We start from the raw sequence: 26,750 nt of genomic DNA, 5'->3' as shown, positions 1-26,750 counted from the left end.
TCTGTGGGTCAATGTCGTACTACGAATGCCCGCTAAGTATTCAGCGACAATTTTTGCTTTAAATTCATAATTATATTTAGCCATAGTAAAACCCCCAGAGTTGGATTTTGTCCAACTCTGGGGGTTCACTTCAAAGCAGTCGTTTTAATTTGCCCGAATGGTTCTAGGCTGTGGCGTAGATGCCAGAGCGGTTATCTTTACAAGCGCGCACAAATTTTTACAGTTTAGAAATAATGCCACGAGTTTCCCGTATGTCTTAGATAGTGACAAATAACTGCGGGAGGAACCGGCAGATGGAACGCTGTGCATGGGCAACAAAGAGTGTGCAACTGTGTGTGTATCATGATTTAGAGTGGGGCGTACCAGTGGAAGATGATCAGGCGCTGTTCGAATGCTTGAGTTTAGAACTTTTTCAGGCGGGGTTGAATTGGCAACTCATTTTAAAACGGCGGCCGGCATTAAAAGCAGCGTTAGCGGCATTTGATGTGGATGTCCTGGCGGCGTTCACCGAGGTTGATCAGATGATGTACTTAACCACCCCCACGGTCATTCGCAACCGGCGTAAACTGGCGGCGGTGATCCATAATGCCCGGGTGTGGCAGGCCCAACAGTTAGCTGGGGTTTCACCGGCAACAACCTTGTGGCGGCTTCAACGACAGGTTGGGTTAGACACCCCACGCTTAGTGACCGTTGTTTGTACGCAGTTTAAGGAGTGGGGGCTCCAAGGGCTTGGACAAAAGGCGACCCGCAGTTTTCTACAGGCCAGTGGGTTTATTAACGATCATGACCACCAGTGTTTTCGTCGACAAGAAATATTTTTATCTAGCCATACCACTGGACGAATTTCCTAAAACATGGGAAAATAATAACGGCATAATAATCATGTATGCAACAGGGGCCGTTCTGACACACGGTGTTGCAAGCAAGTGATCAAAATGATTGATGGCCGTGGTTTTTGACCCACGGTCGTTGATGTTTGCCAAAACCTAATGTTGATGCGACAACCACGAGTAAAGAAGGTGTTCAATTGGGGCAAGGAGAACTGCGACGGGCAACTGAAGCCGATCTGGATCAAATAATGGTGATTATTCAGGCGGCCAAACAGGCAATCGCCCGTGCTGATTTTAATCAGTGGCAGGATGGCTACCCCATGCGAACGGATATGTTGGCTGACCTTACGGCGGGGCATTTGTTTGTGCTCACCAGTGCCGATCAAATAATGGCCGTTGCCGCAATGATTGTGGGCGAGGAGCCAAACTACCAGTTGATTGAACGGGGCGCTTGGCTTCATAACGGTGATTATGCGACCATTCATCGGCTGGCCGTTGCCAGTGCGTTTCATGGGCAACATGTGGGCGAGCAACTATTGACCCACATGATAACTTGGTTGCGACAAACCAAACCAGGGCTAAGCATCCGGGTCGACACGCATGCTGATAATGTGGCAATGCAGACAATTTTAACGCGTTGCGGGTTTATTGCCTGTGGAACCATCTATGTTGATGGCAATGCACCACGACGCGCATATGAACATTGGTTGAGTTAACAAACTAAAATGCCCCGTCTGTTGCAATCAAGACGAGGCATAAGATGAGAATTTTAGGAGCACGCGTACGTGCATATCGAAAGACCAGAGGACTATCCCAAAAAGAGTTGGCAAAGGGCATCTGTACCCAAGCAACCATTAGTTTAGTTGAAAAACGAAACAAGATTCCAAGTATGCAAATCCTGCTTAAGCTATGTGGCCGGTTAGGCATCCAGCTGGCAGATGTGATCATTGAAACAGATGACCAGACGGCACAGGTTTTTCGCCAAGTTGGTGAGTTGATCCGGTGCCAGGATCTAGATGGGGCGGCAACGCGGCTAGCAACGGTTAAGTTGCAGCGGTTGTCAGAAGATGATCAATTTAAGGCGTACTACTATTATCATGGTGAACTGCAATTGCTCGTCCACCATGATGCGGATGAGGCGATCTTTAATTTTGGGATGCTACTAAACGAATATGCGAGTCGGACTAAGGATATGTATACAGTCATGGCCCGCGTTGGCTTGGGGTTAGCATACGCTGATAAAGGTGCCATGGATAAGGGTGAACTCTTTATCAGTCAGGCCATTGCAGACTTAAAGTCGTTTGATACCGATAGTTATGATTTAGTCCAGGATCAAATCTACACCTTGCTACGGGCGGCCCGATTTTTGCAAGACATCGGAAACCACCAGCGCGCGTTAGTGTTAATGGACAAGGCGATTCAGCTAAGTGAACTTGGTCACAGTTTGTTTTTACTGGAAGAAGTGTACGAAACCAAAGCAGTTAGTCAGTTGGAACTGGCCGATAAGGTGGCAGCGCAAAAGAATTTGTACATTGCGTATGCACTGGCCGTGGTGACGAACAATAAAAAGTTGTTAACCAGTGTGACACAAAATGTTTCTAAGTATCAAATTCCGCCGTTGGCGCTTTAAGCACCGCGGTCTGTAAATTGATAAACACCCGTTCTCGAAGGCAATGGTCATCGAGGACGGGTGTTTTTGTGCAAACAAAAAGGTGGGGAAGAAACCTCACCTTTTGAATGGATTATTTCGTTGCTTTAGCGCCTTCAGTTGCGGAGACGGGGTGATTACTCAAATCAGTCCGAACAACCAGCACGTCACAGATTGCGGCCCGGGTGACGTATTCAGTAACAGAACCGATCAGTAAACGTTCAACGGCATTAAGCCCAGTGGCACCGATCATGATTAGATCAGTCCCCAGTTCCTTTGGTGCTTCCTGAGCAATCAATGACTTAGGGGCACCATATTCGATGGAGTAATCACACTTGATGCCGGCGTCCTTAGCCTCGGCTGCGTATTTATCCAGTGTCTTTTTGGCAGTTTCGGTTACCTGTTCAACCATGGTGGTATCAAAACTGGAAATGTTTTGGAAGGCACGGGTGTCAACAACGTGCAGTAGGTGCAGTTGTGCATCTTCACCATTACGCTTAGTAACAGCGACCGCTTTCTTGAATGCTAATTCGGCTTCACGCGAACCATCGATTGGAACCAGGATGCGTTTGTATTGTTGTGCCATAAGCTTCACTCCCCTTTATCTTTCTACATTTATTTTACTGTAAAATCATGAAAAACAAAAGTGAAAGCGCTGCATTTGTGGGCAGGGTGTGTAAAAAAATGTTTTTTTAAATCATGTAAGGGGACAAAAGACCGCTTTTTGTTAAAAAAAGATTGGCTAATTTAAAAAGTGGACTAACGTTAGCCCAAGTCCCATCCCAGATAAACAGCCGACAATGAGGGCGCCGATCATGACGGAAAAACTGAACATACCGGCAACGGCAAGCAAGCCTGCCACGAGCAGTTCAATGGCCCAGAAGTTAAGGATCCCGGCGATTTCTGGATGCCGGTCTGTGGTAAATAGTAAGAAACCGTTTTGTCTGTGCAGCCATAAGTAACCGCTCAGGACGAATAAAACGAGTGCAAAAAGTGCCATTAATAATTTGATTGCCATGAAGTTCCTCCTAATGAAGCTTAATTATAACGGATTGTTGCAGAAGACGGTAGTGACGGCTGTCATGGAATGGGCAGTGACTAAAAAAACCACCCTCTAGGAGGATGGCATCTCAAAGTATGAACTTTGAAGAAAACTAGTGGTGCCGACAACCGGCTCTTCAGAGTTGACCCGCGACAACGCAGGTGGGCGCTGCTGTTCGTGCGTTTGATTACCAAGAGAAAAGGCTTATCAGCAGCAGGACTAGAGTAGCACCCAAAGTAGTAAGACTGTAAGGCAACACTGTAAGTTGAGCCTTGCGTACACCTTAGATTTCATTCTCAGAATAGCATGAAAGATCAATTCGTGCAATTAGTACCGCCTGAAAATTAATTATCAGAATGATTAGTTGACGACGGTGACTGAGTCAGTGGGTGACCGTTTGCCGCCATGAGTTTTTGATACTGTTCAGTGAAGGCAGTTTCAAACCGACCATTTTGCTTTGGCTGGTAGTACACGGCGTTTTTGAGCATGTCTGGTAGGTATTGCTGCTTGACCCAGTCGTTTGGATGATCATGAGGAAATTGATAATCAGTGCCGTGACCGAGTGCTGCGGCCCCTTGATAGTGGGCATCCTTCAGGTGGTCCGGAACAGCGCCACCATGACCAGCAGTGACATCACCAAGGGCAGCATCAACGGCATTGATGCCGGAATTGGATTTAGGTGACAGGCACAGTTCGATGACTGCATCCGCCAACGGAATCCGGGCCTCGGGCAGACCAAGCTGTTGTGCCGCGGTTACAGCAGCGACGGCGTGGGTCGCCGCTTGAAGATTAGCCAAACCGACGTCCTCATAAGCAATCACAAGGAGCCGGCGACAAATGATCGTCAGATCGCCAGCAGCGACCAAACGGCTCATGTAGTGAAGGGCCGCGTTCGTGTCGGAACCACGAATCGATTTTTGAAACGCAGAGATGACGTCATAGTGGGCGTCGCCATCTTTATCAGCGGACAGGGCCTTTCGTTGCAAACATTCTTCAATAATTGGGAGCGTGATGGTCACTACGCCATCCTCATCTGGATCTGTGGACTTTACGGCGAGTTCGAGCGCATTTAGTGCACTCCGCAAATCACCGTTTGTCGTCGTGGCCAAGTGCTGTTTCGCATTCTCCTCAAGGTGAACGTTAATGTTTCCAAGTCCGTTTGTAGTGTCATCTAAGGCCCGATCAATGGCGACCGTGATGTCTGCGGGGGTAAGGGGGTGAACCTCAAAAATTTGGGTTCGGCTGCGAATGGCCGGATTAATGTTAATGTAGGGATTTTCCGTGGTGGCCCCGATTAAAATAATCGCACCACTCTCCAGCAATGGGAGTAAAAAATCTTGCTTAGTTTTATCGAGCCGGTGAATTTCATCAAGTAAGAGCACGACCGTCCCACTCATTTTAGCCTCAGCGGCAACGATTTGTAGTTCCTTCTTACCGTCAGTGGCGGCATTGAGCATTCGAAAGGCATATTTTGTGGACCCAGCAATGGCACTTGCAATACTGGTTTTGCCGGTTCCCGGTGGGCCGTACAAAATCATGGATGAAAGCATCTTTGCTTTTACCATTCGGCTGATGATTTTGCCATTACCAACCAGGTGTTGTTGCCCAACGATGTCTTCAATGCGCTTTGGTCGCATTCGGTAGGCGAGGGGTTGCATGGATGAAGTTCCTCCAATCAGAAATAGTGTGGACTGAAAATAAATCGATGATTAATGAAGTGGTGAATTAAAGCGACTGATTTCCTGAACGAGGAAGTCAGCCGCTTAGGCGTTAGTCATCTAATTGAGGGCGCCGTCATTTAAAAAGGCGGTGCCAAAAGGAAGGTTGTGATGATGGCGCCTGTGATTGAGTTGTTGCCGCTGGATACTTTAAGGCAATGTCGATCGGGTCCACATCAATGGCCTCTTTGGCTGCGATGACAAGGGCAAGATCAGTTGGTGCCGTTTTGTATTGCGGATCATTTTTGATGGTGAACGCGACAGCATGCATTGTGGCGAGGCGGATGTAGGGGCCAAGAGCCTCCTGACCAAGGTTACCATTTAGAAAAATGGTGTGAGTTGCTTCGTCACGCTGTTCTAAATCTGTTCCGAGGGCCGTTAGATAATCGCCACTTTCTAACTGGGCAACGGTCATGGACAGGGCAACACGCTCACGAAAAGTCCCGAGGTAGTGGCGTTGCTCATCGGGATTGATTTTTGGGGTCCCGTACATTGCGTTTGATAGCCGTTGATTGGGGTCACCTGTGTTTTGTTGATTATCAGCCATAAAAAAACTAGCCTCCTGTCTCCTTGATGTTGTTAGTATAGCACATTCCGTTTGGAACAAACGGCGGGGCCGACGCAAACAAAAAACCGTTGCCAACTGGCAACGGTTTTGTAACAAGGTGTAACAGGAAATTACAACTTGTTGTAGTATTCAACGATTAATGATTCGTCAATTTCAGCATCCAGATCTTCACGTTCTGGCAGGCGAACCAATGAACCCTTTAAGTTGTCAGCGTCGAATTCAACGTATGAAGGACGACCAACAACGGCTTCAACAGCGGCCTGGATAATAACCATCTTCTTTGACTTGTCACGAACGGCGATTTCTTGGCCAACCTTAACTTCGTATGAAGGAATGTCGACACGCTTGCCATCAACAGTGATGTGACCATGGTTAACCAATTGACGTGCTTGGCGACGAGTTGTTGCCAAACCTAAACGGTAAACCACGTTGTCTAAACGACGTTCAAGCAGAACGAGGAAGTTAGTACCATGAGTACCCTTACGGATCTTACCAGCCTTAAGGAAAAGGTTAGCAAATTGACGTTCGCTCATGCCGTATGTGAAACGCAACTTTTGCTTTTCACGTAATTGCATCCCGTATTCTGAAATCTTGGCACGACGGCCTTGGCCGTGGTCACCAGGAGCATAAGGGCGACGAGCTAATTCTTTACCAGTTCCTGAAAGAGAAACGCCTAAACGACGTGAGATCTTCCAAGAAGGACCTGTATAACGTGACATATTGTATGTCCTCCAAATAATTTGTTTGGAGTAAAAGATGCGAAGTGTAGGTTCGGTATTCGTGCAGATCGCTTTGCAAGGTTCACCGGAGCAGCCCCGGTTACTAATTGAACTGACCTGACGGCGCAGCACCAATCTGTTGACGAGCTTACCACCTACTGCTGCAAATTTTACAACTGGAACAGTATACCGTGCTTTACGCCGTTATGTCAAGGTGGCGCATTAACACCGCGGCAAAAGCAGTTAATTCTGTTTCGTCATCCGCACTAAATCGGTTCAGTGTGGGTGAGTCGAGGTCGAGGACACCAAACTGAACATGATCTTTCGTGAGGGGGATGACCAGTTCGGCGTTACTAGCAGCGTCACAGGCAATGTGATCGGCAATGGCGTGAACGTCTGCAATCCGTTGTGACGTTTGACTGGTAAAGGCAGCCCCGCACACACCACGGTCTGGGCGAATGTGGACGCAGGCAACCCGTCCCTGAAATGGGCCGAGACACAATTCGTTATCAGCCTTATGGTAGAGGTAAAAGCCCGCCCAGTTCAGGTCAGGGACAGTTTCCATCAGGAGTGCTGACGCGTTGGCCAGATTGGCAATGGTGTCGTGTTCGTCCGTGAGTAAGGCGTCCAATTGTTGGGCAAGGAGCGATGGTGAGGAAGAATTCATGTGATGAGGCCTCCAGATTTTCTAAGATAATGATAAAGTCATGTAAACGTAACCTAACGGCTAAAACCTGCTATGCTATACTTTTAATTAGGTATCGTTCATTAGCTGATCGAAAGGTCAAATAATGACATAAAGTGTAAAGATTTTATTCAAAAAAGCAAGTCATTCGTGCTTGCGAACGGGGACGGACGTGCATAATGATTCAAGTGTTAATTGGGATTGTTGTTTTAGCAGTTATTCTATACGGCTCAGTGTTTGCCTTTCAACGGATCACAACGCACAAGGTGAGTGTGTTGCGTGATCGCTTAGTGGACTTACAACAGCTGGGCGTGGGGGATCAGGTCGAGGCTGGTCGACAAATGAGCCTTACGGGCCAATCATTGGCGGCGTTTGATAGCCTCATTGAGGAATATCGTGACGTCATGGAACGGACGTTACCAGCGTTAAACCGCACGCTTGATGAAGTGACGCTAGATGTTCGTGGCATCAACTTCGTTAAAACACACAACGAACAAAAACAGGCTGAGGAGCTCGCAACCTTAGCGGAAGAACGGTTAGAACACGTTCACAACGGATTGATCGAGTTAAAAAAGGTCGACCAAGAACACCATGAAGCCGTTGACCGGTTGGAGAAAAAGTATCAGGATCTTCGGAAGGTGTTGCTATCGCAAAACCTGAGCTTTGGTCCCAGTATTGATCAGTTAGAAGCACAGTTAGCACAGCTAGAAGACCAGTTTGATGAGTTCACAACGTTATCAAGTCAAGGTGACCACGTTGCGGCACAAGCAGTGCTAGAGCAACTAACGACAGATACGGACGCGTTGGAACAGCTGATTGCGGCGATTCCGGCATTGTATGATGACTTAAAGACTGGGTTTAACGATCAGCTGAATGATATTACCGAAGGGTATCAACAGTTGATCGCTCAAAATTATGTGTTTGATCATGTTGATGTATTGGGGCAGGTCAACCAGGCTCGTCATGAAATCCAAGCGGCGACCCAGGAGCTGGCGAACTTAGATCTGACCACAGTTACGACAGCAAATAAAGACATTGCGGCACAGATCGATGCGCTGTATGACGTCATGGAGCAAGAAATGACGGCCAAGGAAACGGTCGGCAAACAGCAAAAAGAGGTTCACGATTTTGTTGTTCATGCACAACGGCAAAATCATGCGCTCCAAATTGAAATTGATCGGTTGAGCCAAAGTTACGTGTTGGATCATGGTGAGGAAAACAACGCTAAATCGATGTCTGACGAAATTCAACGGGTGGTTGAACAACAGCAAACGGATGAAAACGGGCTTGTGACCCACACCGTTAGTTTTTCAACGGTTGCGAAGCATCAGCTGGCTCAGTTGGAGGCGTTGAGAAACATTGAACAGCGACAACGACAGATTAACACAAGCATCCAGGATCTCGGAACTCATGAAAAGGCCGCCCGGGACCGGTTCCAACAGTTTGACAACCAAATGCACACGATCAAGCGCCAAATTGAGGGGTTAAATCTGCCCGGATTGCCTGAGGATTACTTGGACTATTTCTACGTGGTCAGTGACGAAGTTGAAAAGCTTGGGAAGTCGTTAAGTCGGACTCGGATTAATATGGAAGACATTACAAAACAATTGGTGATGATCCAAGCGGACATGTCGACCTTAAATGAAAAGAGTCAGGACTTACGGGACAGTGCGCTGCTTGCTGAACAACTCATGCAGTATGCCAATCGCTACCGGCAAAATAACGAGATTATGGCAACGGCCTGGACGAAGGCCCAACGTGAGTTTGGTCAACAGTATCGGTATGCCGAGGCACTGGAAACGATGGCGAGCGCGTTGGATCAGGTTGAACCTGGTGCCTACAAGCGAATTGAAAATAACTACTACGGTTCACAAGGTGTTCAGGAATAGCTGGAGCAAAGAAGACGGTGCGTTAAGACCGCCTTTTTTGTTTGGAAACTAACCCGCAGGACCAACGCTAGGTGACTGGGCGAAAACGTGCTATACTGATTCAAGTTTTTAACTCGAGTCGAACCGAATTTTAAACGAAGAAGGGACAACATGATTTACTTTGATAACAGTGCAACAACACAAGTGGATCCATCTGTTTTGACGACCTATACCAAGGTGAGTGAGAGCATTTGGGGCAACCCGTCGTCTTTGCATAATTTTGGTGAGCAGGCCTACAACCTGCTGGAACAATCACGGCAACAGATTGCCGACTTACTTGGTGTTCATCTGAGTGAAATTCTTTTCACGAGTGGTGGGACTGAGGGGGATAACTGGGTCGTTAAGGGCACGGCGATGGAAAAGCGGGCGTTTGGTCGCCACATCATCACCAGCGCGGTTGAACACCCAGCCATCCACAATTCTATGGAACAGTTAGCGCAGCTTGGCTACGAGATTACGTACCTCCCCGTGGACGCTGAGGGCCGTGTATCAGCAGCTGATGTGAAGGCCGCGATTCGGCCAGACACCATTTTAGTGTCAGTAATGGCCGTTAATAATGAAGTTGGTAGCATTCAACCACTGACTGAAATTGCTAATGTGCTGACGCCCTACCCAACCATTCACTTCCATATTGATGCGGTTCAAGGCATTGGTAAGGGGATTTCAGACCTGATTTTTAATGACCGGGTCGATTTCATTACCTTTTCCGGGCATAAATTTCATGCACCACGCGGCATCGGGTTCATTTACGCGCGTTCAGGCAAGCGATTGGCACCGTTAATGACCGGTGGCGGGCAGGAACGCAACCTTCGGAGTGGGACTGAAAACCTCCCAGCAATTGCTGGAATGGCCCGGGCCCTGCGGCTTTTACTGACGGATGAAGCAACCCACGTGGCCACTGAACGAGCCGTTCGGGCGAAGATTTTAAATCACATTAAGGATTTTCCCAAGGTCACGCTGTTCTCACAGGATAATGATGACCACTTTGCACCGCATATTTTGTGTTTTGCGATTGAGGGTGTCCGTGGTGAAACAATCGTGCACGCGTTTGAAGACCATGATATTTACATTTCAACAACCAGTGCTTGTTCATCGAAAAAGCACTTGGCTTCCAGCACATTAAAAGCAATGCACGTTGCTGATGATGTGTCTACGAGTGCCGTTCGGGTGAGTCTCGACGAAAAGAATACGCTGGCCGAAGCGGAAACGTTTAACAAGGTCTTTGATCAATTATACGAACAGTTTAAAAAAATTAATTCATAAAATGAACGATTAGCCGTTCAACATTAAAGGAGGATTGTCCATGCAGTACGATGAAATTATGGTTCGCTACGGCGAGTTATCCACCAAGGGAAAAAACCGAAAGTCATTTATTGACCGACTTGGGAGTAACGTTCGTGGCGTGCTTCACGACTTCCCTGACGTGAAGGTGCATCCAGATCATGACCGGATGCACTTAACGTTAAATGGTGCTGACTCTGCCGGTGTGATGGCACGACTGAGCAATGTTTTCGGGATCGAGAACTACTCGCCATCCGTAAAGGTTGATTTGGATCAACAGTTGGTGGATGAAATGGCCGTTAAGATGGTCACGGAACAGTACCAACCAGGAATGACGTTTAAGATCGATACCCGCCGGTCCAATCACCACTTCGGGTTAAGCACGTACGAGATGAATGACCACGTTGGGGGCGTTATTTTAAACGCGTTTGACGACATTCATGTCCAAATGAAACACCCTGACTTAACGTTGCGGGTCGAAGTCCGAAACAACGGGATCTTTTTATCCAGTGAGACGTTTGATGGCGCCATGGGGATGCCAGTCGGAACCGCTGGTAAAGGGATGATGATGTTATCTGGTGGGATCGATTCACCAGTTGCCGCCTACCTTGCCATGAAGCGGGGCGTTCAGGTCGAAATGGTGCACTTCTTTAGTCCGCCATATACCAGTCAACAGGCGCTGGATAAGGCAATGGAATTGACCAGTAAGTTAACGCCATACACCGGGAAAATTCGGTTTATTCAAGTGCCGTTTACCAAGATTCAAGAAGAAATTAAGGAAAAGGCGCCAGAAGGGTATTTGATGACCATTCAACGGCGCATGATGCTCCGGTTGACCGTTGCGTTAGCCGAAAAACGTCATGGACTGGGCATTTTTAACGGCGAATCACTGGGCCAGGTTGCCTCACAAACGATGGAAAGCATGATGGCCATTAATGATGTGACGGCGATGCCAATTTTACGGCCACTGGTTTCGATGGATAAAAACGAAATTATCGACATTGCCAAGCAAATTGATACGTTTGATTTGTCCGTCCTTCCTTTTGAAGACTGTTGTACAATTTTTGCGCCACCAGCACCAAAAACAAAACCCAACCTCGAACGGACCCGTGAATTTGAAAAGCGGATCGACGTTGATGGGTTACTGGAAGAAGCCTTGGCCGGCGTGAAGATGACCGAGATTCGCCCAGGAGACACATTCTTGAATCAGCAGGCTGACGTATTCGCCGAGCTGCTGTAAGTCGTTAGTCATAAGTTAGGTGGAAACATGATAACAATCCGTGATATTGCGGAACAGGCCGGCGTCTCTGTTTCAACGGCGTCCCGAGCCTTAAACGATAATCCGCGCATTTCAATGGCAACCCGCCGGAAGATTCAGTCCTTAGCGTCACGGCTGGGGTACGTGCCCAACTATAACGCGAAAAGTTTGACCCGCGGTGAGGCCAATGTGGTGGGGGTTGTGTTTCCTCCAAACGCGGCGAGCGACCAAGAGAACCCGTTCTTTATTGACGCAATGCGGGGTATCAACACCGTGTTGATGAGTCGCCATTACGTGTTATCCGTTGCTATCGGCCAGGAGAGCGACGATGTGTTAGCAAACGTCGTGGCCATGGTCGATCAGGCGAAGGTCAAACGGTTTATCCTGCTGTATGCCCATGAGGATGATCCGGTGGCAGATTATCTCCGGCAGGCCGGGCTTCGGTTTGTCATTATTGGGCAACCAAGCGCAGCCCACGCGGATGATTATGTCGATAATGATAACGTTGCGGCCGGAGCAGCCGGGGCGTCTTACCTTATTGATCGGTTGCACGTCAACCGCCCGGTGTTTGTTGGGTCCGTGGCTGACTGGCCATATGAACAAAACCGCCGTCGCGGGTTCATGGGCGTCGCGGTCAAACGGGGGGTTCCAACGTTACAAGTGCAGTTACCCCACGCAGCGTTAGCCGACTGGTTGAGTGAGCATGATCAAATTGACGGCATCCTTGCCAGTGATGATTTGATTGGCCTCGCTTTTTATCAGCAGTGGCAACAGCTTCATCCACATGATCAGTTACCGGTTGTGAGTTACAACCGGTCGGTGGCGCTGTCACTTCCAAACGTGATGTTTCATTCAATTGATCTCTACCCAGAACGGTTGGGTGCGGCGGCGGCTGAGCTGGTCTTTCGTCACCACACCACCACGGTCGGTGAGGAAAATCGCCTGATCGTGCCGTTTGAAACGTTGAATTAAAACTATCCGCATGGTCTTCAGGCCATTTGTTTAAATAAAAGTGTTTGTCTTTCCAAAATTATTTTGGAAAGACAAACACTTTTTTTGTTCCGCTAAAGAGCTGGTGGGAATGGTATTGAGGTGTTAATGACAAAATAACGGGGAAAGAAAAGTTGCGCAAACGGTTGCATTTTTGTGTAAGCGGTTACATAATAGGAGATGCTTAAGCGTGAATGATCATTCTGTTTGTTTGCTATTATTGTTATCGGAAGTAGTTGGAGGAGACAAAGATGTCAGAAGACAACGGATCACCAGCGGCAACGACCGCTACGAAACCACAGGAACAGGCAAAGCACAAGTTGCCAACGTTACCTGCTAGCGTTATTTGGATGATTAGTTTTGGTTTTCTTGGGGTTCAAATGGCGTTTTCACTGCAAAGTTCAAACATGGGGCGGATCTTTCAAACGATTGGTGCCGATCCAACAAAGCTCGGGGCGTTCTTCATTTTACCCCCGTTAGCCGGGTTAGTCGTTCAACCATTAGTGGGGTACTTTTCTGACCGGACTTGGTCAAAACGGTATGGCCGCCGGATTCCGTACCTCTTGATTGGGGCGGTTGTGGCTGTGATCGTTATGTGCTTGCTGCCGAACGCTGGTAGTTTCGGGTTCGGGTACGCGTCACTAGCCGCACTGTGGTTTGGTGCAATCACGATTCTGTTTATGGATCTATCTAGTAACGTCGCAATGCAACCGTTTAAGATGATGGTCGGTGACATGGTGAATGATGACCAAAAGGGGTTCGCTTACGGGGTTCAAAGTTTCTTATCAAACACCGGGGCAGTTCTGGCCTCCATCTTCCCATTTTTGTTAACAGCCATTGGGGTTGCGAACACCGCTAAGAAGGGGGTTGTCCCTCAATCCGTTGTTGTTTCGTTCTACGTTGGGGCGGTTATCTTAATTGTCTGCAGTCTCTTTACTGTTTTCCGGGTCAAGGAATACGATCCAGCAACGTACGCCCGCTACCACAACATTGATGTTGACGCGAACAAGCAAAGCGGTAACATGTTTAAGTTGTTGGCGAAGGCACCAAAAGTCTTTTGGACGGTCACAGTGGTTCAATTCTTCTGCTGGATGGGATTCCAATACTTATGGACATACGGCACTGGGGCCATTGCGAAAAACGTGTGGCAGGCGGTTGATCCTGCCAGCGCAGGGTATCAAGCAGCTGGTAACTGGTTTGGGGTAATGTCAGCTGTTCAATCACTGGCCGCCGTTGTGTGGTCACTGGTTATTGCACGGGTCCCGAACAACTTGCATAAACAGGCGTACTCAATTGGGTTAGCTTTAGGAGCCGTTGGTTTTGGTTCCGTCTTCTTCATTCATGACCGGTGGTTACTGATCATTTCCTTTATTCTGATCGGAATCGCCTGGGCTTCCATGATGGCCTTCCCATTCACCATTTTGACGAACGCGCTTTCTGGCGCCAACATGGGGACTTACTTAGGCTTGTTCAATGGGTCCATCTGTTTACCACAAATTGTTGCCAGTTTATTGAGTTTTGGCTTGTTCCCACTGCTGGGTTCATCCATGCCAGTAATGATTTTGCTATCAGGAATCTTACTTCTTCTGGGCGCTTGCTCCGTTGGGATCGTGCACGAAACGTACGCTGAATAAGTTAATGACGACGAGTGAAAGGAAAAGATGATGAAACAAACGTTTGAAATTGAACCATGGAACGTGGTCACACATGAATTTAATCCCACCGATAAACGGCTTCAGGAGTCCATGACAAGTTTAGGAAACGGCAACATGGGCCTTCGGGGATTCTTTGAAGAAAATTACGGTGGTGACACACTTCCCGGCACGTACATTGGGGGCGTGTGGTTCCCCGACAAGACGCGGGTTGGTTGGTGGAAAAATGGGTATCCCGAGTACTTTGGGAAGGTCATTAACGCAACGAACTTCATCAAAATGAACATCATGATCAACGGTGCGCCCGTTGATTTAGCCACTGATCAAATTCGTGATTTTGAATTGAACCTTGATATGAAACGGGCAGTCTTAACCCGGTCGTTTACGGTGACCAAAGGCGACGCCACGGTTGCGTTGACGTTCGAACGGTTTATCAGTGCTGCACAAAAAGAGCTGGCCGTTATCAGGGTCACAGCGAAAAACGTCGGGGCAACGGCGGTTGATCTAAAGGTGACCTCTGAACTTGATGCAGATGTTCAAAATGAGGATGCAAACTACGACGAGCGCTTCTGGAATGTGCTTGAAAAGAAGGCAACCGGCAATCAGGGCACACTTATTTCGATGACCAAGGAAAATCCGTTTGGAACGCCACGGTTCATGGTCGGAATGGGCATGGTCAACACCACTGACTTGACGGATTCAGCGACTGCTTCAACCACTGACCTGACGGCAACAACGACGGTTAGCGGAAGCCTTGCCGCCGGAAGTGAGACGTCCTTTACTAAACGGGTGGTGGTGGTTTCATCCCGTGATTACTCTGATCAGGTAGCGTTATCGGCAGCCCTTCAGACGTTAATGGACCAGGTTTCTAAGCGTCGTTTCGAAGACCTATTGGCTGATCATGCTGCCATTTGGACAGACCGCTGGGAAAATAGTGATGTGCAGATTGACGGCGATCTGGCGGCCCAACAGGGGATTCGCTTTAACCTCTTCCAACTGTTTTCAACCTACTATGGTGACGATTCGCGGTTAAACATCGGACCAAAGGGCTTTACTGGTGAAAAGTACGGTGGTGCGACTTACTGGGACACAGAGGCCTTTGCAGTTCCAGTGTACCTTGGTGTTACGGATCCACAGGTAACACGTAACCTCTTAATGTACCGGTACCAACAACTTGACGGTGCTTACCACAACGCCAAGATGCAGGGACTGGCTGGTGCCTTGTACCCGATGGTGACGTTTGACGGGATCGAGTCACATAACGAATGGGAAATTACGTTTGAAGAAATTCATCGTGATGGCGACATTGCGTTTGCGATTTATAACTACACCCGTTACACGGGTGACACGAGTTACGTTCTACATGAAGGAAGTGAAGTACTGGTTGGGATTTCACGCTTCTGGGCAGACCGGGTTCACTTTTCAGAACGGCACCAGCAGTACATGATTCATGGGGTGACCGGTCCTGATGAATATGAAAATAATGTTGATAATAACTGGTACACCAACTACTTGGCCCAGTGGACCTTGCGTTACACATTGTCAATTTTGGCTCAACTTGATGAAACACAAGCGGCTAAGGTTAACGTAATACCGGCCGAACAGGCACAATGGCAAAAAATCGTGGACAAAATGTACTTGCCATCAGACGATGAATTAGGCATTTTCGTTCAACATGATGGGTTCTTGGATAAGGACATTAAACCCGTCAGTGCGATTCCGGCAGATCAATTACCAATCAATCAGCACTGGTCATGGGATAAAATTTTGCGGTCTCCATACATTAAGCAAGGGGATGTCTTGCAAGGGGTCTGGGATTTCATTGACGACTTTACCCCGGCCGAAAAGAAGGCCAACTTTGACTTCTACGAACCACTAACGGTCCATGAATCAAGCTTGTCAGCGGCGATCCATTCCATTTTGGCGGCTGATCTTCATTATGAGGATAAGGCTGTGGAAATGTATGAACGGACGTCACGGTTAGACCTTGATAATTACAATAATGATACTGACGATGGGCTACACATTACCTCGATGACCGGGAGTTGGTTAGCCATTGTTCAAGGGTTTGCCGGCATGCGGGTCCATGATGATCAGCTGCACTTCACACCGTTCTTACCGAAGAAATGGACTAGTTACCAGTTCCGGCAGTTATTCCGGGGCCGCTTAATTGAAGTTCACGTGGATCAAAATGGGGCCACGGTTAGCCGAATCAGTGGTGAACCGCTGACCGTCATCCTTAATGGTCAAGAGCAAACCATCTAATGATGCGTTCAGCGCCATGTGCGGTTGGCGATTTTCTTAACAAAGCATTTTGATGAGGTCATTTTGGTTTTACATCATGTCTAAATGAGTTAGAATTAACCACAATTAGGCGGTGTTAAATGAATATGCCTAAATTTTAAATTGAATTAAGGAGTGGTCCTCGTGGAAATCGTTGCAGATGGTAATAATGTTCAACTTGTTGGTGAGCCATTAGCTGTTGGTGAAGCACTACCCCATTTTAAGGTCTTTGATGCGGATGGTAATAAGGTCAAAATGGCTGAATTACTGGGCAAACCGTTGGTGATCAGTGTCGTACCGGATTTAAATACGCCGGTTTGCTCACTGCAAACGAAAAAGTTTAATCAGCAGGCGGATCATCATAAAAATGTGCGTTTTGTGACGATTTCAATGAACACGCCACAGGAGCAACAAAACTGGTGTGCTGCCGAAGGTGTGGCGAACTTAACGGTTCTGTCAGACCAGGAACAATCCTTTGGTTATGCGACAAACCTATTGATTCCAGACCTTGACGTGTTGGCACGGGCCGTTTACGTCTTTACTGCCGACGGTGAGGCCGTCTATCGCCAGGTTGTCCAAGATCTCCACCGGGAACCAGATTATCTAGCTGCCCTTGATGCACTGGGGCAATTTAATAATTAAGCTTGACGATGTGGTGGCGACAGCCTATCATTAATAACACTGAAACAGACAGAATTATGAATCGCTAAAAACAAGAGAGTAGCGCGCGGGCACCTTCAGCAAGCTGACGGGTGATGTGAGTCAGTGGTGACCGGGACGGCGAAAGTACCTTGTTTGCTGTGTCGCTGAACATGAGTCATTTGATTCGTAGTAAGCGGGACCGACCCACACGCGTTAAGTGTGCTTGAGTGGGGTGATAACACCCAATTTAGGTGGTACCGCGAGTAATCGTCCTAATTTCGTTATGAAATTAGGACGATTTTTCTGTTTCAGGACTTAATCGATTATCAATTGGTGGCCATGCCGCCGTAAAGAAAGGATCATTGTCATGACAACCAAAGATTTACCAACCAAATATGATTCACACATGGTCGAAGACGGCCGTTATGAAAAGTGGCTCGACGCCGGGCTGTTTAAGCCCTCAGGCGACAAGAAAGCCAAACCTTACTCCATTGTGTTACCCCCACCAAACGTGACCGGGAAACTTCATTTAGGTCACGCGTGGGACACCGCATTGCAAGATATGTTGGTCCGTTATAAGCGGATGGAAGGGTACGACACTGTGTGGGTTCCAGGAATGGACCACGCAGGGATCGCCACCCAGGCGAAGGTTGAAGCGCGGCTCCGTGAACAGGGAATCACCCGTTACGACCTTGGTCGCGAAAAGTTCATTCAACAGGTTTGGGACTGGAAAGATGAGTACGCAAACACCATCCACAAGCAGTGGGCGAAGTTAGGGCTGTCAATGGATTACAGTCGCGAACGGTTCACGTTAGACGACGGTCTTTCTGAAGCTGTGCGGAAAGTCTTTGTTGAAATGTACAATAAGGGCTTGATCTACCGCGGCGAATACATCATTAACTGGGACCCACAAGCACGAACAGCCTTGTCTGACATTGAAGTGTTGCACCAGGACGACGAAGGCGCCTTTTACCACGTGAAGTATCCGTTTACGGATGGCACAACGTATGAAGGCCGCGACTACATTGAAATCGCAACAACCCGGCCAGAAACAATGTTTGGTGACGTGGCTGTTGCGGTTCACCCAAGTGACGAGCGCTACAAGGCGTTAGTGGGCAAACACATCAAGGTACCGTTGGTTGACCGGGAAATTCCGATCATTGCGGATGAATACGTTGATCCTGAGTTTGGGACCGGAATGGTTAAAATTACGCCGGCGCACGATCCTAACGACTTCTTGGTTGGGAACCGCCACGACCTGAAACGCATTAACACGATGAACGATGATGCCTCCATGAATGAAAATGCCGGTAAGTACAACGGCATGGACCGGTTTGACGCTCGGAAGGCAATTGTGGCTGACCTTGAAGCGGGCGACTGGATGATCAACATCGAACCAATCACGCACTCGGTTGGGCACTCCGAACGGACCGGGGTTCAAGTGGAAGCTCGGCTGTCCACCCAGTGGTTCGTGAAGATGAAGCCAATGGCCGAACAGGCACTGGCTCACCAAAAGACGGACGACAAGGTGACGTTCTGGCCATCACGGTTTGAGGATACCTATGAACAGTGGATGGAAAACGTCCATGACTGGGTTATCTCACGGCAGTTGTGGTGGGGTCACCGAATCCCAGCGTGGTACAACAAGACGACGGGCGAAACTTACGTTGGTATGGACGCACCAGCTGATGCGGACAACTGGGAACAAGATCCAGATGTCTTGGACACGTGGTTTAGTTCTGCATTGTGGCCAATGACGACCATGGGCTGGCCAAACGAGGATAGCGCTGACTTTGAACGCTACTTCCCAACGGATGACCTGGTTACCGGTTACGACATCATTTTCTTCTGGGTTTCCCGGATGATGTTCCAGTCCGTTGAATTTACCGGACGCCGGCCGTTTAAAAACGTGCTGATGCACGGGCTGATGCGTGATTCACAGGGCCGAAAGATGAGTAAGTCCCTCGGAAACGGGATCGACCCAATGGACGTGATCGACCAGTACGGGGTCGACGCCATGCGCTGGTTCTTGGCAACTGGGTCGACGCCTGGCCAGGATGTTCGGTATGATTCTGCAAAACTGGACGCCGGTTGGAACTTTATCAACAAGCTCTGGAACGCCAGTCGCTACGTCATCATGAACCTAGGTGACATGGATAAACCAGTGTTGCCACCAAAGGACCAGTGGAACTTGGCCGACCGGTGGATCTTAAACCGCTTGAACAAGGTTACGGCTGATGTTCACCGGCTGTTTGATAAGTTTGAATTTGGTGAAGTGGGCCGGGCCCTGTACAACTTCATTTGGAATGACTTCTGTGATTGGTACATCGAAATGACCAAGGAAGTGCTGAACGGCGACGACGCAGACGCAAAGGCCGCCACCCAAAACATTCTGGGTTACGTGCTGGACCAAACGTTGCGGTTGATGCACCCAATCATGCCGTTTGTGACGGAAGAACTTTGGCAGGACATGCCGCATGATGGGGAATCCATCATGGTTGCTGCCTACCCAGAAGTGCACGCTGACTTTAATGATGACCAGGCCGAAACGGACATGGATCACCTGATCGAGTTGATCACGGCTGTGCGGAACATTCGAAACGAAGCAAACGCACCAATGAGTAGTGCCGTTGAACTGCTGATCAAGACAAACAGTGTTGCACTGACGGACTTGTTTGAAGCAAATCAGGAATTCATTGACCGTTTCTGTCACCAAAGTCGGTTGGAAATTGGCGCAGACGTGACTGCACCACAATTGTCCATGTCAGCAATCATTTCTGACGCAGAGGTGTACATTCCGTTAGCAGAATTGATCAACCTTGATGATGAAATCGCTCGGTTAGAAAAAGAAGTGGCAAGCTTGCAAAACGAAGTTGACCGCTCCGAAAAGAAACTGGGGAATGAACGTTTTGTCGCGAATGCACCGGAAGCGGTGGTTGACGAAGAACGGGCTAAGCAAGCAGATTGGCAACAAAAGTTGGCTGCTGCAACCAGTCGGTTAGCTGAAGTTAAGGCGAACCGTTAAGCTTAGTGGCATAAATGCATCACAAAAGACTGATTACCCGAGTGCGGGTGATCAGTCTTTTTAGGTTCCAACACCGGCTTGGGCAAAACCAACGTGGTATGATAAACGCATTGAACATTAATTGGAACGGTAAGGGGTTGATGAAGTTGATTGAAACATATGAAGCAGCCGTGGCCTATGTCCACAGTCGGTCAAAATTTAAGAAGCAACCGACGTTATCACGAATGATGCTCTTGCTCGATCGGCTTGGGCACCCAGAAACCAACGTGAAAATGATCCACATCGCCGGAACTAACGGAAAGGGGTCCACGTTGGCGTTTCTTCGGTCGTTGCTGGAAGCCGATGGCCTAACGGTGGGGAGCTTTACGTCACCATTTTTGGTCCGGTTTAACGAACGGATCAGTGTCAACGGAACCCCGGTGGACGATGACACCATCTTGCGGCTCGTTCAACAAGTCGCCGAAGTTGAAGCTGTTTTGGATGATGAATTGCCAGAGGGTGGTCCCACAGAATTTGAAACCCTAACGGCCATGATGCTGTTGTACTTTGCAGAAGGGCATGCGGACATTGTGTTGGTGGAGGCCGGTCTTGGTGGGCGGTTCGACTCAACCAATGTCATCACACCGTTATTGTCGATCATTACGACCATCGGCATGGACCACATGAAAATGTTGGGTGACACGGTGGAAAAGATTGCCTGGCAAAAAGCGGGGATCGCAAAACCCGGAGTGCCGTTGATAACGGGGCGAATTAACGATGACGGCGCGAACCGTGTCTTGGATGAAGTGACGACGGCTGTTGGAACGCCATGGCTGGCACTTGACCGGGACTACCACGTGAAACGATCAACGGCAACGGGATGGCATGAACGCTTCGACTTTACCGGGTTTGACCAACATCTGAGTAAACTAACGATCAGCATGCTTGGTCGTTACCAGGTGGACAATGCGGCGACGGCACTGGCTGCCTACCTGATGTATCACCAGCAAGAAAGCCTCCCCATTAGTGGTGCGACGATTCGCAGTGGGTTAGCGGCTGCCGTTTGGGCAGGACGATTTGAACCCGTTAATGAGCAGCCGTTGGTGGTGATTGATGGCGCCCATAATGAACCAGCCGTTGTGGAACTCGCGCAACTAATCAAGACCCATTTTGCCCAGCAACAGGTGACCATAATTTTTGCGGCGCTGGCAGACAAAGCGTATTCACAAATGGTGGCGACCCTGGCAAAGCTCCCAAACGTCCAGCTGGTGCTGACACAGTTTACTGGACCGGGTGCGCGTGAGGTGGCGAACCTTGATGAATTGGCGCAGGACTTGCCCACGACGGTGCCAAAGTACACAGACTGGCAGGTAGCGTTGGCTGAAACGGCAGGAAACTTGTCCGCTGACGATGTTTTGATTATTACTGGTTCCCTGTACTTTATTAGTGACGTTCGTCATTTATTTAAAGATGCGCCAGATTCTGAAAAATAATGGCGAGCCATTGCCGTATGTTTATGTAACGCCAGTAAACGGAGGTTACAACGCATGGGCAAGCAGATTAATTTAGCACCAGTCCCGCACCGCCTTTCCGTGGGGGATCAGGCCGGGTCAAGCCGGTTGGTTGGGATAAACTTGAGTGATGAGCTGAGTCACACGCGGCAAGAAACGTTATTGTTGTTGTCACTGAACGTTAAAAATCAGGTCGTGGCCCGGCGAGAGATCTTTCGGGGAACGGTTGACGCATGTATCGCGCACCCACGAGATGTGTTTTACTACGCCATTTTAGCCAACGCTGCCCGAATTATTGTGGCTCACAATCACCCCAGTGGCATCGCCAGCCCATCGTCCAGCGACGAAATGTTTGGTCAACGGCTGTGGCTCGGCGGGCAATTATTGGGAATTGACCTGCTCGACTGTTTCATCGTCGGTCGGCACAGTTACTTTAGCTTTGGTGAGCATGATCTGTTTCACGGATTGACGGTGGATAACGCCTTACAGCCGGTGCCACACGACCCTGATGTTTAAGGAAGCATAAAAATATCTTTAACAGTGGAAACGAGCTGTTTTCACTGTTTTTTCTATGGTATACTTCTCTCGATATGATTTGGCCCATAGGTCTTTTGAAGGGAAGAAGTACAGTGTTTGGATTAGGACAAAAAAACATCGGCATCGACTTGGGCACGGCCAACACACTCGTTTACATTGATGGTAAGGGAATTGTGTTGCGTGAACCATCCGTTGTTGCTCGGAATACGAGCACGGGTGACGTCGTGGCCGTTGGACAAGAAGCGCGTAAAATGCTTGGTCGGACCCCGGGTAGCATTTCAGCTATTCGACCAATGAAAAATGGGGTTATTGCAGATTATGATACAACGGTGGCCATGATGAAGTACTACATTCAAAAGGCCCTGGGTCGGACGACCGAAAAGCCGTACATCATGGTGTGTGTTCCAAGTGGCATTACAGAAGTTGAAAAGCGTGCCGTGATCGACGCGACCCGGGTTGCCGGGGCACGTGATGCGTACGTGATCGAAGAACCATTTTCTGCTGCCATTGGTGCAGGGCTTCCCGTAATGGATCCAACCGGGAGCATGGTTGTTGATATTGGTGGTGGAACAACGGACGTTGCCACGATTTCTCTTGGTGGGATCGTTTCAAGCCGTTCCATCCGGATGGCCGGTGATAAGTTGGATGAATCCATCGTGGCGTTTGTTCGGCAAAAGTACAACCTGTTAATTGGGGAGACGACCGCCGAGAACCTCAAGATTGAAATTGGGTCAGCTTCCGTTGAAGCTGCTGCTGACATGGACGGCGCGTCTGTTCGTGGGCGAGACCTGATTTCTGGGTTGCCAAAGACCATTGAAGTGACGGCTGAAGATGTTGCCATTGCCATTCATGACACGGTTGACGAGATCATTGCCGCCATCAAGGAGACGTTAGAAGAAACGTCACCAGAAATTGCTGCTGATGTGATTGATCACGGAATCGTTTTAACGGGTGGTGGGGCGCTCTTAAAGAACCTGCCAGACGTTATCTCTGATGCAACAAAGGTTCCGGTCTTTATCGCAAATGAACCGTTGGACTGTGTTGCCATCGGAACTGGCGAATCATTGAAGAGCATCGAAGTCATGAAGCGTCGGAACAATCGTTAATAACAAATAGAACAGTGTGGGACAAAAGCTTTGGTTAGGGTTTATAAACGGAATGACTGTTTTTGTAAACCTGCACCGATGCCAGCTAGTTGTGAACGGATGACGATTGGGCTGGCAATTTTGGACCACACTTTTTATTTGGCACACGTGGAGGTAAGGCATGCACAAATTCTTTTCAACCAGACGATTAGTGATTGTTGCAGTCGGAATTATTGTCTGTCTGGGATTAATGACACTGTCCGTGGTGGTTCGTGATCGACGAAACACACCGCCAGTGATTCAGCAGTTTGGCAATGACGTCGCAGGGTTAACGGACCGGATCATCAGCGTGCCAGCTGGTGGCGTTGGGTCAGGGATCAACGCCATTTCGCAATTGTTGAGTACGTATGATGAAAACCAAAAGTTAAAGCAGCAAGTCGATCAAATGGCACAGGATAAGGTGCAACTGCAAGCAGCACGGCAAGAAAATAAGGAGCTGCGGGCGGATGCAAAGCTGAGCGACAGTTTGACTGATTACGACACCATCACAGCAAACGTGATTGCCCGGACACCATCGTCATGGCAGGACCAGCTGGTGATCGGTAAGGGGAAGTCGAGCGGTATTAAGAAGAACATGCCAGTTGTGGCCGGCAAGGGCCTCATCGGACGGGTTTCCGAAGTCAACCAGACGAACAGTAAGGTTGAGCTTCTTTCTGATGACAGTGACTCAGCTAACCGGTTTGCCATCCAGATTACAAATAAGAACGGGGAAACAGTCAACGGGGTGTTGTCCGGGTATAACCGTGATAAAAACCTGCTTGAAATGACCCAGATCTCATCAAAGACCAAGTTAAATGCCGGTGACAAGGTTTCAACGAGTGGTCTTGGTGGGATTACGCCAAAGGGGCTCTTCGTTGGGACCGTTGCCCAAACACGCTCTGATGATTACGGTCTGGCTAACAAGATCTACATTAAGCCAGCTGGGACGTTGGGTAGTCTTAACGTCGTAACAGTTGCTGCAAAGAACTAACGGAGGGTGAGAAAATGCGTCAGGTTGCACGTCTCCGGTGGTACTTTATCATTGGACTGTTTGTGTGTGTCTTTTTAGATGGGGCGGTCAGCCAACAAATGGCAAACCAGTTGTTTCGTCATTCCACCAGTATGGTGCCGGAATTTACAGCACTCTGGTTGATGGCAGCGGCCTTCTTTGAGGATGACATTCACATGCCTACTTACTGGTTTGCAGTGGTGGCAGGAATTATCTTTGACATTTTTTACATGGGTTACTGGGGAATTTATGTTTTTATTTTTCCAGTCATTGTGTGGCTTGCAAAAACGCTCCGGCGTTACCTCCCCGTCAATCTATTTGCAACATTACTGGTCTGCTTTTTGGGTTTTGCATTACAATCACTTTTAAGCTGGATTGCCTTTCAAATCATTGGGGTGACGTCAGCGTCACTTGCTGATTTCTTGGTGGTCGCGTTAGCACCAACGTTAGCGTTCAACGAAATTATGGTGTTGATCTTTTACCTGCCGCTTCGGCAGTTGTACCTTCGCCGGCAAAGTTCACGGTAATGCTTGACAGCCAGACAAAAGACATTTATAGTATTGACAACTTTTCAAATACGAACAAATGACATTGAACAGAAGAGTAGGTTAGTTAGCTTGTCCAGAAAGTGATCGCTGCTGAGATGATCACCAAGCAATCGACCGAACCACATCTGTGAGTCATCTCGCCGAGTGCTTAACGTAGGTTAACAGTAAGCGAGATCGGAGCGGTCCGTTATCCCACGGAGTTAATTGATAACTCGCTAAGCCAGTCATTGTGAGATGATTGGGTTCATGAGGTGGTACCGCGGAAAACGCCCTCTTTGGTCTGATGACCAAGGAGGGCGTTTTTTTTATCAATTAACTCCATGAGTTTGTCGTTGTGAAGCGGCAATAAAATGAGGTGGCACCGCGTTAACCAACGTCCTCTAACCGTTTTTCAGAAGATTCTGAAGCGGTTGGAGGACTTTTTTAATTGCAATTATTAATCAGCTATGTGGAGGAAGCGCCATGTCATTATCATATGTAATGCAAATTTTACCGTCACTGCTTAGTGGTGCCGGGATGACGTTAAAGATTTTTATTTGGACATTAATTGGGGCTATTCCGCTGGGGATGTTGGTGAGTGTGGGATTGAGATCGCGGTGGCGACTTGTCCGGTTGGCCCTAAACTTTTATGTGTGGCTGATGCGGGGCACACCGTTACTGTTGCAATTGATTTTTATCTTTTACGGTTTACCAGACATTCACATCGTGTTTGCACGGTATCCGGCCGCTTTACTCGCGTTCATTCTGAACTACGCCGCGTACTTTTCAGAAATTTTTCGGGGCGGGTTTGCTGGCATTGCGCCCGGTCAGTATGAAGGGGCCAAGGTGCTGGGGTTAACCTACGGACAAACGTTGCGACGCATCGTTTTGCCCCAGGTGGTTAAGTCAGTGATTCCGGCCGTTGGGAATGAAGTTATCAACCTGGTTAAGGATTCCTCACTGGTTTATGTGATTGGGTTGGGCGATTTACTTCGGGCCGGAAACGTTGCGTCTGCACGTGACGTGACCCTTGTACCACTGATTTTAGTGGGGATCATTTACTTATTACTGACGCTGGTCTGCACCTACGGACTCCGGACGTTGGAAAAACACTACAGTTACTACCGCTAGGAGGTCCCAAAATGTTGGAATTAGTGAAGTTGAATAAACGTTTTGAAAATCGGCAAATCTTAACCGACTTTTCGTTAACCATTCCGGATGGTGAAATTGTCAGCATTGTTGGTCCATCTGGGGCCGGTAAAACGACATTATTGCGGTGTATCGCAGGGTTAGAGACGCCAGATTCGGGGACGTTTTTACTGAACGGTCAGCCGTTTGATCCCGCCACGGATCGTGGTCACGAACGAAAAATTGGGGTTGTCTTCCAAGACTTTAATTTATTCCCCAATCTGAGCGTGGCTCAAAATGTGATGTTGGCTCCCGAGGTGGTGACTGGGCGGACGAAAGCGGACGCCAAGGCAGCCGTTACCGATTTAATGGCGTCGCTTGGCCTGACCAAGTTGGCTGATCAATATCCGTTTCAGTTATCCGGTGGGCAAAAGCAACGGGTGGCCATCGCACGGGCCCTCGCCATGCAACCGGCGATTCTTTGTTATGACGAACCAACCTCTGCGTTAGACCCAACGCTCCGTGATACAGTCGGGGAACTCATTGTTGACCTGAAGCAACAAGGAATTACCCAGTTAGTGGTGACCCATGATTTGCCGTTTGCACGCCAAATTGCGGACCAGATCGTGACCGTTGAACCGCTTGACGCATAGGAGGCACGGGATG

Annotated in this window: 24 protein-coding genes, 1 other RNA gene and 2 other annotated features; of the genes, 18 read left to right on the top strand and 7 right to left on the bottom strand. The window is 48.6% G+C overall.

Annotation, left to right across the window (positions count from 1 at the left end; all coding sequences use genetic code 11):
• Positions 1–293: 293 nt before the first annotated feature.
• The 3 genes from ACKTR5_RS05390 to ACKTR5_RS05380 all read left to right on the top strand — a co-directional run bounded on the left by ACKTR5_RS05390 (position 294) and on the right by ACKTR5_RS05380 (position 2,460).
• Positions 294–851, top strand: coding sequence for a DNA-3-methyladenine glycosylase I (locus ACKTR5_RS05390; RefSeq protein WP_407879809.1), 558 nt, complete (start codon positions 294–296; stop codon positions 849–851).
• Positions 852–1,027: 176 nt separating this feature from the next.
• A complete protein-coding gene (locus ACKTR5_RS05385; protein ID WP_407879807.1) occupies positions 1,028–1,546 on the top strand; it encodes a GNAT family N-acetyltransferase in 519 nt (172 codons plus the stop codon).
• A gap of 44 nt (positions 1,547–1,590) precedes the next feature.
• Positions 1,591–2,460 (top strand): helix-turn-helix domain-containing protein, encoded by an 870-nt coding sequence (locus ACKTR5_RS05380; RefSeq protein ID WP_407879806.1) that lies wholly within the window; start codon positions 1,591–1,593, stop codon positions 2,458–2,460.
• Between the two features lie 112 nt (positions 2,461–2,572).
• Here the strand turns inward: ACKTR5_RS05380 and ACKTR5_RS05375 are convergent, their stop codons facing one another.
• The 7 genes from ACKTR5_RS05375 to ACKTR5_RS05350 form a co-directional block, all read right to left on the bottom strand.
• Complete coding sequence (locus ACKTR5_RS05375; RefSeq protein WP_407879804.1) at positions 2,573–3,064, bottom strand: universal stress protein; 492 nt, start codon at positions 3,062–3,064, stop codon at positions 2,573–2,575.
• A gap of 156 nt (positions 3,065–3,220) precedes the next feature.
• On the bottom strand, positions 3,221–3,496 hold the full coding sequence (locus ACKTR5_RS05370) for a hypothetical protein (RefSeq protein WP_407879802.1): 276 nt from the start codon (positions 3,494–3,496) through the stop codon (positions 3,221–3,223).
• Between the two features lie 129 nt (positions 3,497–3,625).
• Positions 3,626–3,813: non-coding RNA, 6S RNA (gene ssrS / locus ACKTR5_RS11820), on the bottom strand.
• A 51-nt stretch (positions 3,814–3,864) separates the two neighbouring features.
• Positions 3,865–5,178: a replication-associated recombination protein A gene (locus ACKTR5_RS05365; protein WP_407879801.1), complete on the bottom strand. Its 1,314-nt coding sequence runs from the start codon at positions 5,176–5,178 to the stop codon at positions 3,865–3,867.
• Between the two features lie 136 nt (positions 5,179–5,314).
• The gene (locus ACKTR5_RS05360; RefSeq protein ID WP_407879799.1) at positions 5,315–5,785 is read right to left on the bottom strand and encodes a YueI family protein; all 471 of its coding nucleotides are present in this window, start codon (positions 5,783–5,785) and stop codon (positions 5,315–5,317) included.
• A gap of 131 nt (positions 5,786–5,916) precedes the next feature.
• A complete protein-coding gene (gene rpsD / locus ACKTR5_RS05355) occupies positions 5,917–6,525 on the bottom strand; it encodes a 30S ribosomal protein S4 (protein WP_407879797.1) in 609 nt (202 codons plus the stop codon).
• A 196-nt stretch (positions 6,526–6,721) separates the two neighbouring features.
• Complete coding sequence (locus ACKTR5_RS05350; protein WP_407879795.1) at positions 6,722–7,192, bottom strand: GAF domain-containing protein; 471 nt, start codon at positions 7,190–7,192, stop codon at positions 6,722–6,724.
• Between the two features lie 197 nt (positions 7,193–7,389).
• On the opposite strand from ACKTR5_RS05350, the gene ezrA reads away from it, so the two are divergent.
• The 15 genes from ezrA (at position 7,390) to ACKTR5_RS05275 (ending at position 26,737) form a co-directional block, all read left to right on the top strand.
• Positions 7,390–9,099 (top strand): septation ring formation regulator EzrA, encoded by a 1,710-nt coding sequence (gene ezrA, locus ACKTR5_RS05345; RefSeq protein WP_407879793.1) that lies wholly within the window; start codon positions 7,390–7,392, stop codon positions 9,097–9,099.
• Between the two features lie 150 nt (positions 9,100–9,249).
• A complete protein-coding gene (locus ACKTR5_RS05340; RefSeq protein ID WP_407879792.1) occupies positions 9,250–10,401 on the top strand; it encodes a cysteine desulfurase family protein in 1,152 nt (383 codons plus the stop codon).
• A 40-nt stretch (positions 10,402–10,441) separates the two neighbouring features.
• Positions 10,442–11,659 carry a tRNA uracil 4-sulfurtransferase ThiI gene (gene thiI / locus ACKTR5_RS05335; protein WP_407879791.1) on the top strand — a complete coding sequence of 406 codons (1,218 nt, stop codon included), beginning with the start codon at positions 10,442–10,444 and terminating at the stop codon, positions 11,657–11,659.
• Positions 11,660–11,686: 27 nt separating this feature from the next.
• Entirely contained in the window at positions 11,687–12,649 is a 963-nt protein-coding gene (locus ACKTR5_RS05330) for a LacI family DNA-binding transcriptional regulator (protein WP_407879790.1), read from the top strand.
• 368 nt (positions 12,650–13,017) lie between these two features.
• Positions 13,018–14,301, top strand: coding sequence for an SLC45 family MFS transporter (locus ACKTR5_RS05325; protein WP_407879816.1), 1,284 nt, complete (start codon positions 13,018–13,020; stop codon positions 14,299–14,301).
• A 30-nt stretch (positions 14,302–14,331) separates the two neighbouring features.
• On the top strand, positions 14,332–16,584 hold the full coding sequence (locus ACKTR5_RS05320; protein WP_407879815.1) for a glycoside hydrolase family 65 protein: 2,253 nt from the start codon (positions 14,332–14,334) through the stop codon (positions 16,582–16,584).
• A 162-nt stretch (positions 16,585–16,746) separates the two neighbouring features.
• The gene (gene tpx, locus ACKTR5_RS05315; RefSeq protein WP_407879789.1) at positions 16,747–17,244 is read left to right on the top strand and encodes a thiol peroxidase; all 498 of its coding nucleotides are present in this window, start codon (positions 16,747–16,749) and stop codon (positions 17,242–17,244) included.
• Positions 17,245–17,301: 57 nt separating this feature from the next.
• Positions 17,302–17,522 (top strand) — a binding site (T-box leader).
• Positions 17,523–17,611: 89 nt separating this feature from the next.
• Entirely contained in the window at positions 17,612–20,269 is a 2,658-nt protein-coding gene (locus ACKTR5_RS05310) for a valine--tRNA ligase (RefSeq protein ID WP_407879788.1), read from the top strand.
• 146 nt (positions 20,270–20,415) lie between these two features.
• On the top strand, positions 20,416–21,741 hold the full coding sequence (locus tag ACKTR5_RS05305; RefSeq protein ID WP_407879786.1) for a bifunctional folylpolyglutamate synthase/dihydrofolate synthase: 1,326 nt from the start codon (positions 20,416–20,418) through the stop codon (positions 21,739–21,741).
• 54 nt (positions 21,742–21,795) lie between these two features.
• Complete coding sequence (locus tag ACKTR5_RS05300; protein WP_407879785.1) at positions 21,796–22,275, top strand: JAB domain-containing protein; 480 nt, start codon at positions 21,796–21,798, stop codon at positions 22,273–22,275.
• Between the two features lie 113 nt (positions 22,276–22,388).
• Complete coding sequence (locus ACKTR5_RS05295; protein WP_407879783.1) at positions 22,389–23,402, top strand: rod shape-determining protein; 1,014 nt, start codon at positions 22,389–22,391, stop codon at positions 23,400–23,402.
• A 160-nt stretch (positions 23,403–23,562) separates the two neighbouring features.
• A complete protein-coding gene (gene mreC, locus ACKTR5_RS05290; protein WP_407879782.1) occupies positions 23,563–24,411 on the top strand; it encodes a rod shape-determining protein MreC in 849 nt (282 codons plus the stop codon).
• Between the two features lie 14 nt (positions 24,412–24,425).
• Complete coding sequence (gene mreD, locus ACKTR5_RS05285; RefSeq protein ID WP_407879781.1) at positions 24,426–24,956, top strand: rod shape-determining protein MreD; 531 nt, start codon at positions 24,426–24,428, stop codon at positions 24,954–24,956.
• Positions 24,957–25,011: 55 nt separating this feature from the next.
• Positions 25,012–25,361, top strand: a binding site (T-box leader).
• A 78-nt stretch (positions 25,362–25,439) separates the two neighbouring features.
• A complete protein-coding gene (locus ACKTR5_RS05280) occupies positions 25,440–26,087 on the top strand; it encodes an amino acid ABC transporter permease (RefSeq protein ID WP_407879779.1) in 648 nt (215 codons plus the stop codon).
• A gap of 11 nt (positions 26,088–26,098) precedes the next feature.
• Positions 26,099–26,737 carry an amino acid ABC transporter ATP-binding protein gene (locus tag ACKTR5_RS05275; protein WP_407879778.1) on the top strand — a complete coding sequence of 213 codons (639 nt, stop codon included), beginning with the start codon at positions 26,099–26,101 and terminating at the stop codon, positions 26,735–26,737.
• Positions 26,738–26,750: the final 13 nt, after the last annotated feature.

It is taken from the genome of Furfurilactobacillus entadae, assembly GCF_045862745.1.
GTDB lineage: Bacteria > Bacillota > Bacilli > Lactobacillales > Lactobacillaceae > Furfurilactobacillus > Furfurilactobacillus entadae.
This window is presented reverse-complemented; position numbering and strand designations above follow the sequence as displayed.

Coding starts and splice junctions, on each gene's coding strand:
- ACKTR5_RS05310 (WP_407879788.1), top strand. CDS start 17,612: ATGACAACCAAAGATTTACCAACCAAATATGATTCACACATGGTCGAA.
- rpsD (WP_407879797.1), bottom strand. CDS start 6,525: ATGTCACGTTATACAGGTCCTTCTTGGAAGATCTCACGTCGTTTAGGC.
- ACKTR5_RS05370 (WP_407879802.1), bottom strand. CDS start 3,496: ATGGCAATCAAATTATTAATGGCACTTTTTGCACTCGTTTTATTCGTC.
- mreD (WP_407879781.1), top strand. CDS start 24,426: ATGCGTCAGGTTGCACGTCTCCGGTGGTACTTTATCATTGGACTGTTT.
- ACKTR5_RS05340 (WP_407879792.1), top strand. CDS start 9,250: ATGATTTACTTTGATAACAGTGCAACAACACAAGTGGATCCATCTGTT.
- ACKTR5_RS05300 (WP_407879785.1), top strand. CDS start 21,796: ATGGGCAAGCAGATTAATTTAGCACCAGTCCCGCACCGCCTTTCCGTG.
- ACKTR5_RS05280 (WP_407879779.1), top strand. CDS start 25,440: ATGTCATTATCATATGTAATGCAAATTTTACCGTCACTGCTTAGTGGT.
- mreC (WP_407879782.1), top strand. CDS start 23,563: ATGCACAAATTCTTTTCAACCAGACGATTAGTGATTGTTGCAGTCGGA.
- ACKTR5_RS05330 (WP_407879790.1), top strand. CDS start 11,687: ATGATAACAATCCGTGATATTGCGGAACAGGCCGGCGTCTCTGTTTCA.
- ACKTR5_RS05360 (WP_407879799.1), bottom strand. CDS start 5,785: ATGGCTGATAATCAACAAAACACAGGTGACCCCAATCAACGGCTATCA.
- ACKTR5_RS05325 (WP_407879816.1), top strand. CDS start 13,018: ATGATTAGTTTTGGTTTTCTTGGGGTTCAAATGGCGTTTTCACTGCAA.
- ACKTR5_RS05390 (WP_407879809.1), top strand. CDS start 294: ATGGAACGCTGTGCATGGGCAACAAAGAGTGTGCAACTGTGTGTGTAT.
- thiI (WP_407879791.1), top strand. CDS start 10,442: ATGCAGTACGATGAAATTATGGTTCGCTACGGCGAGTTATCCACCAAG.
- ACKTR5_RS05365 (WP_407879801.1), bottom strand. CDS start 5,178: ATGCAACCCCTCGCCTACCGAATGCGACCAAAGCGCATTGAAGACATC.
- ezrA (WP_407879793.1), top strand. CDS start 7,390: ATGATTCAAGTGTTAATTGGGATTGTTGTTTTAGCAGTTATTCTATAC.
- ACKTR5_RS05275 (WP_407879778.1), top strand. CDS start 26,099: ATGTTGGAATTAGTGAAGTTGAATAAACGTTTTGAAAATCGGCAAATC.
- ACKTR5_RS05380 (WP_407879806.1), top strand. CDS start 1,591: ATGAGAATTTTAGGAGCACGCGTACGTGCATATCGAAAGACCAGAGGA.
- ACKTR5_RS05350 (WP_407879795.1), bottom strand. CDS start 7,192: ATGAATTCTTCCTCACCATCGCTCCTTGCCCAACAATTGGACGCCTTA.
- ACKTR5_RS05320 (WP_407879815.1), top strand. CDS start 14,332: ATGAAACAAACGTTTGAAATTGAACCATGGAACGTGGTCACACATGAA.
- ACKTR5_RS05375 (WP_407879804.1), bottom strand. CDS start 3,064: ATGGCACAACAATACAAACGCATCCTGGTTCCAATCGATGGTTCGCGT.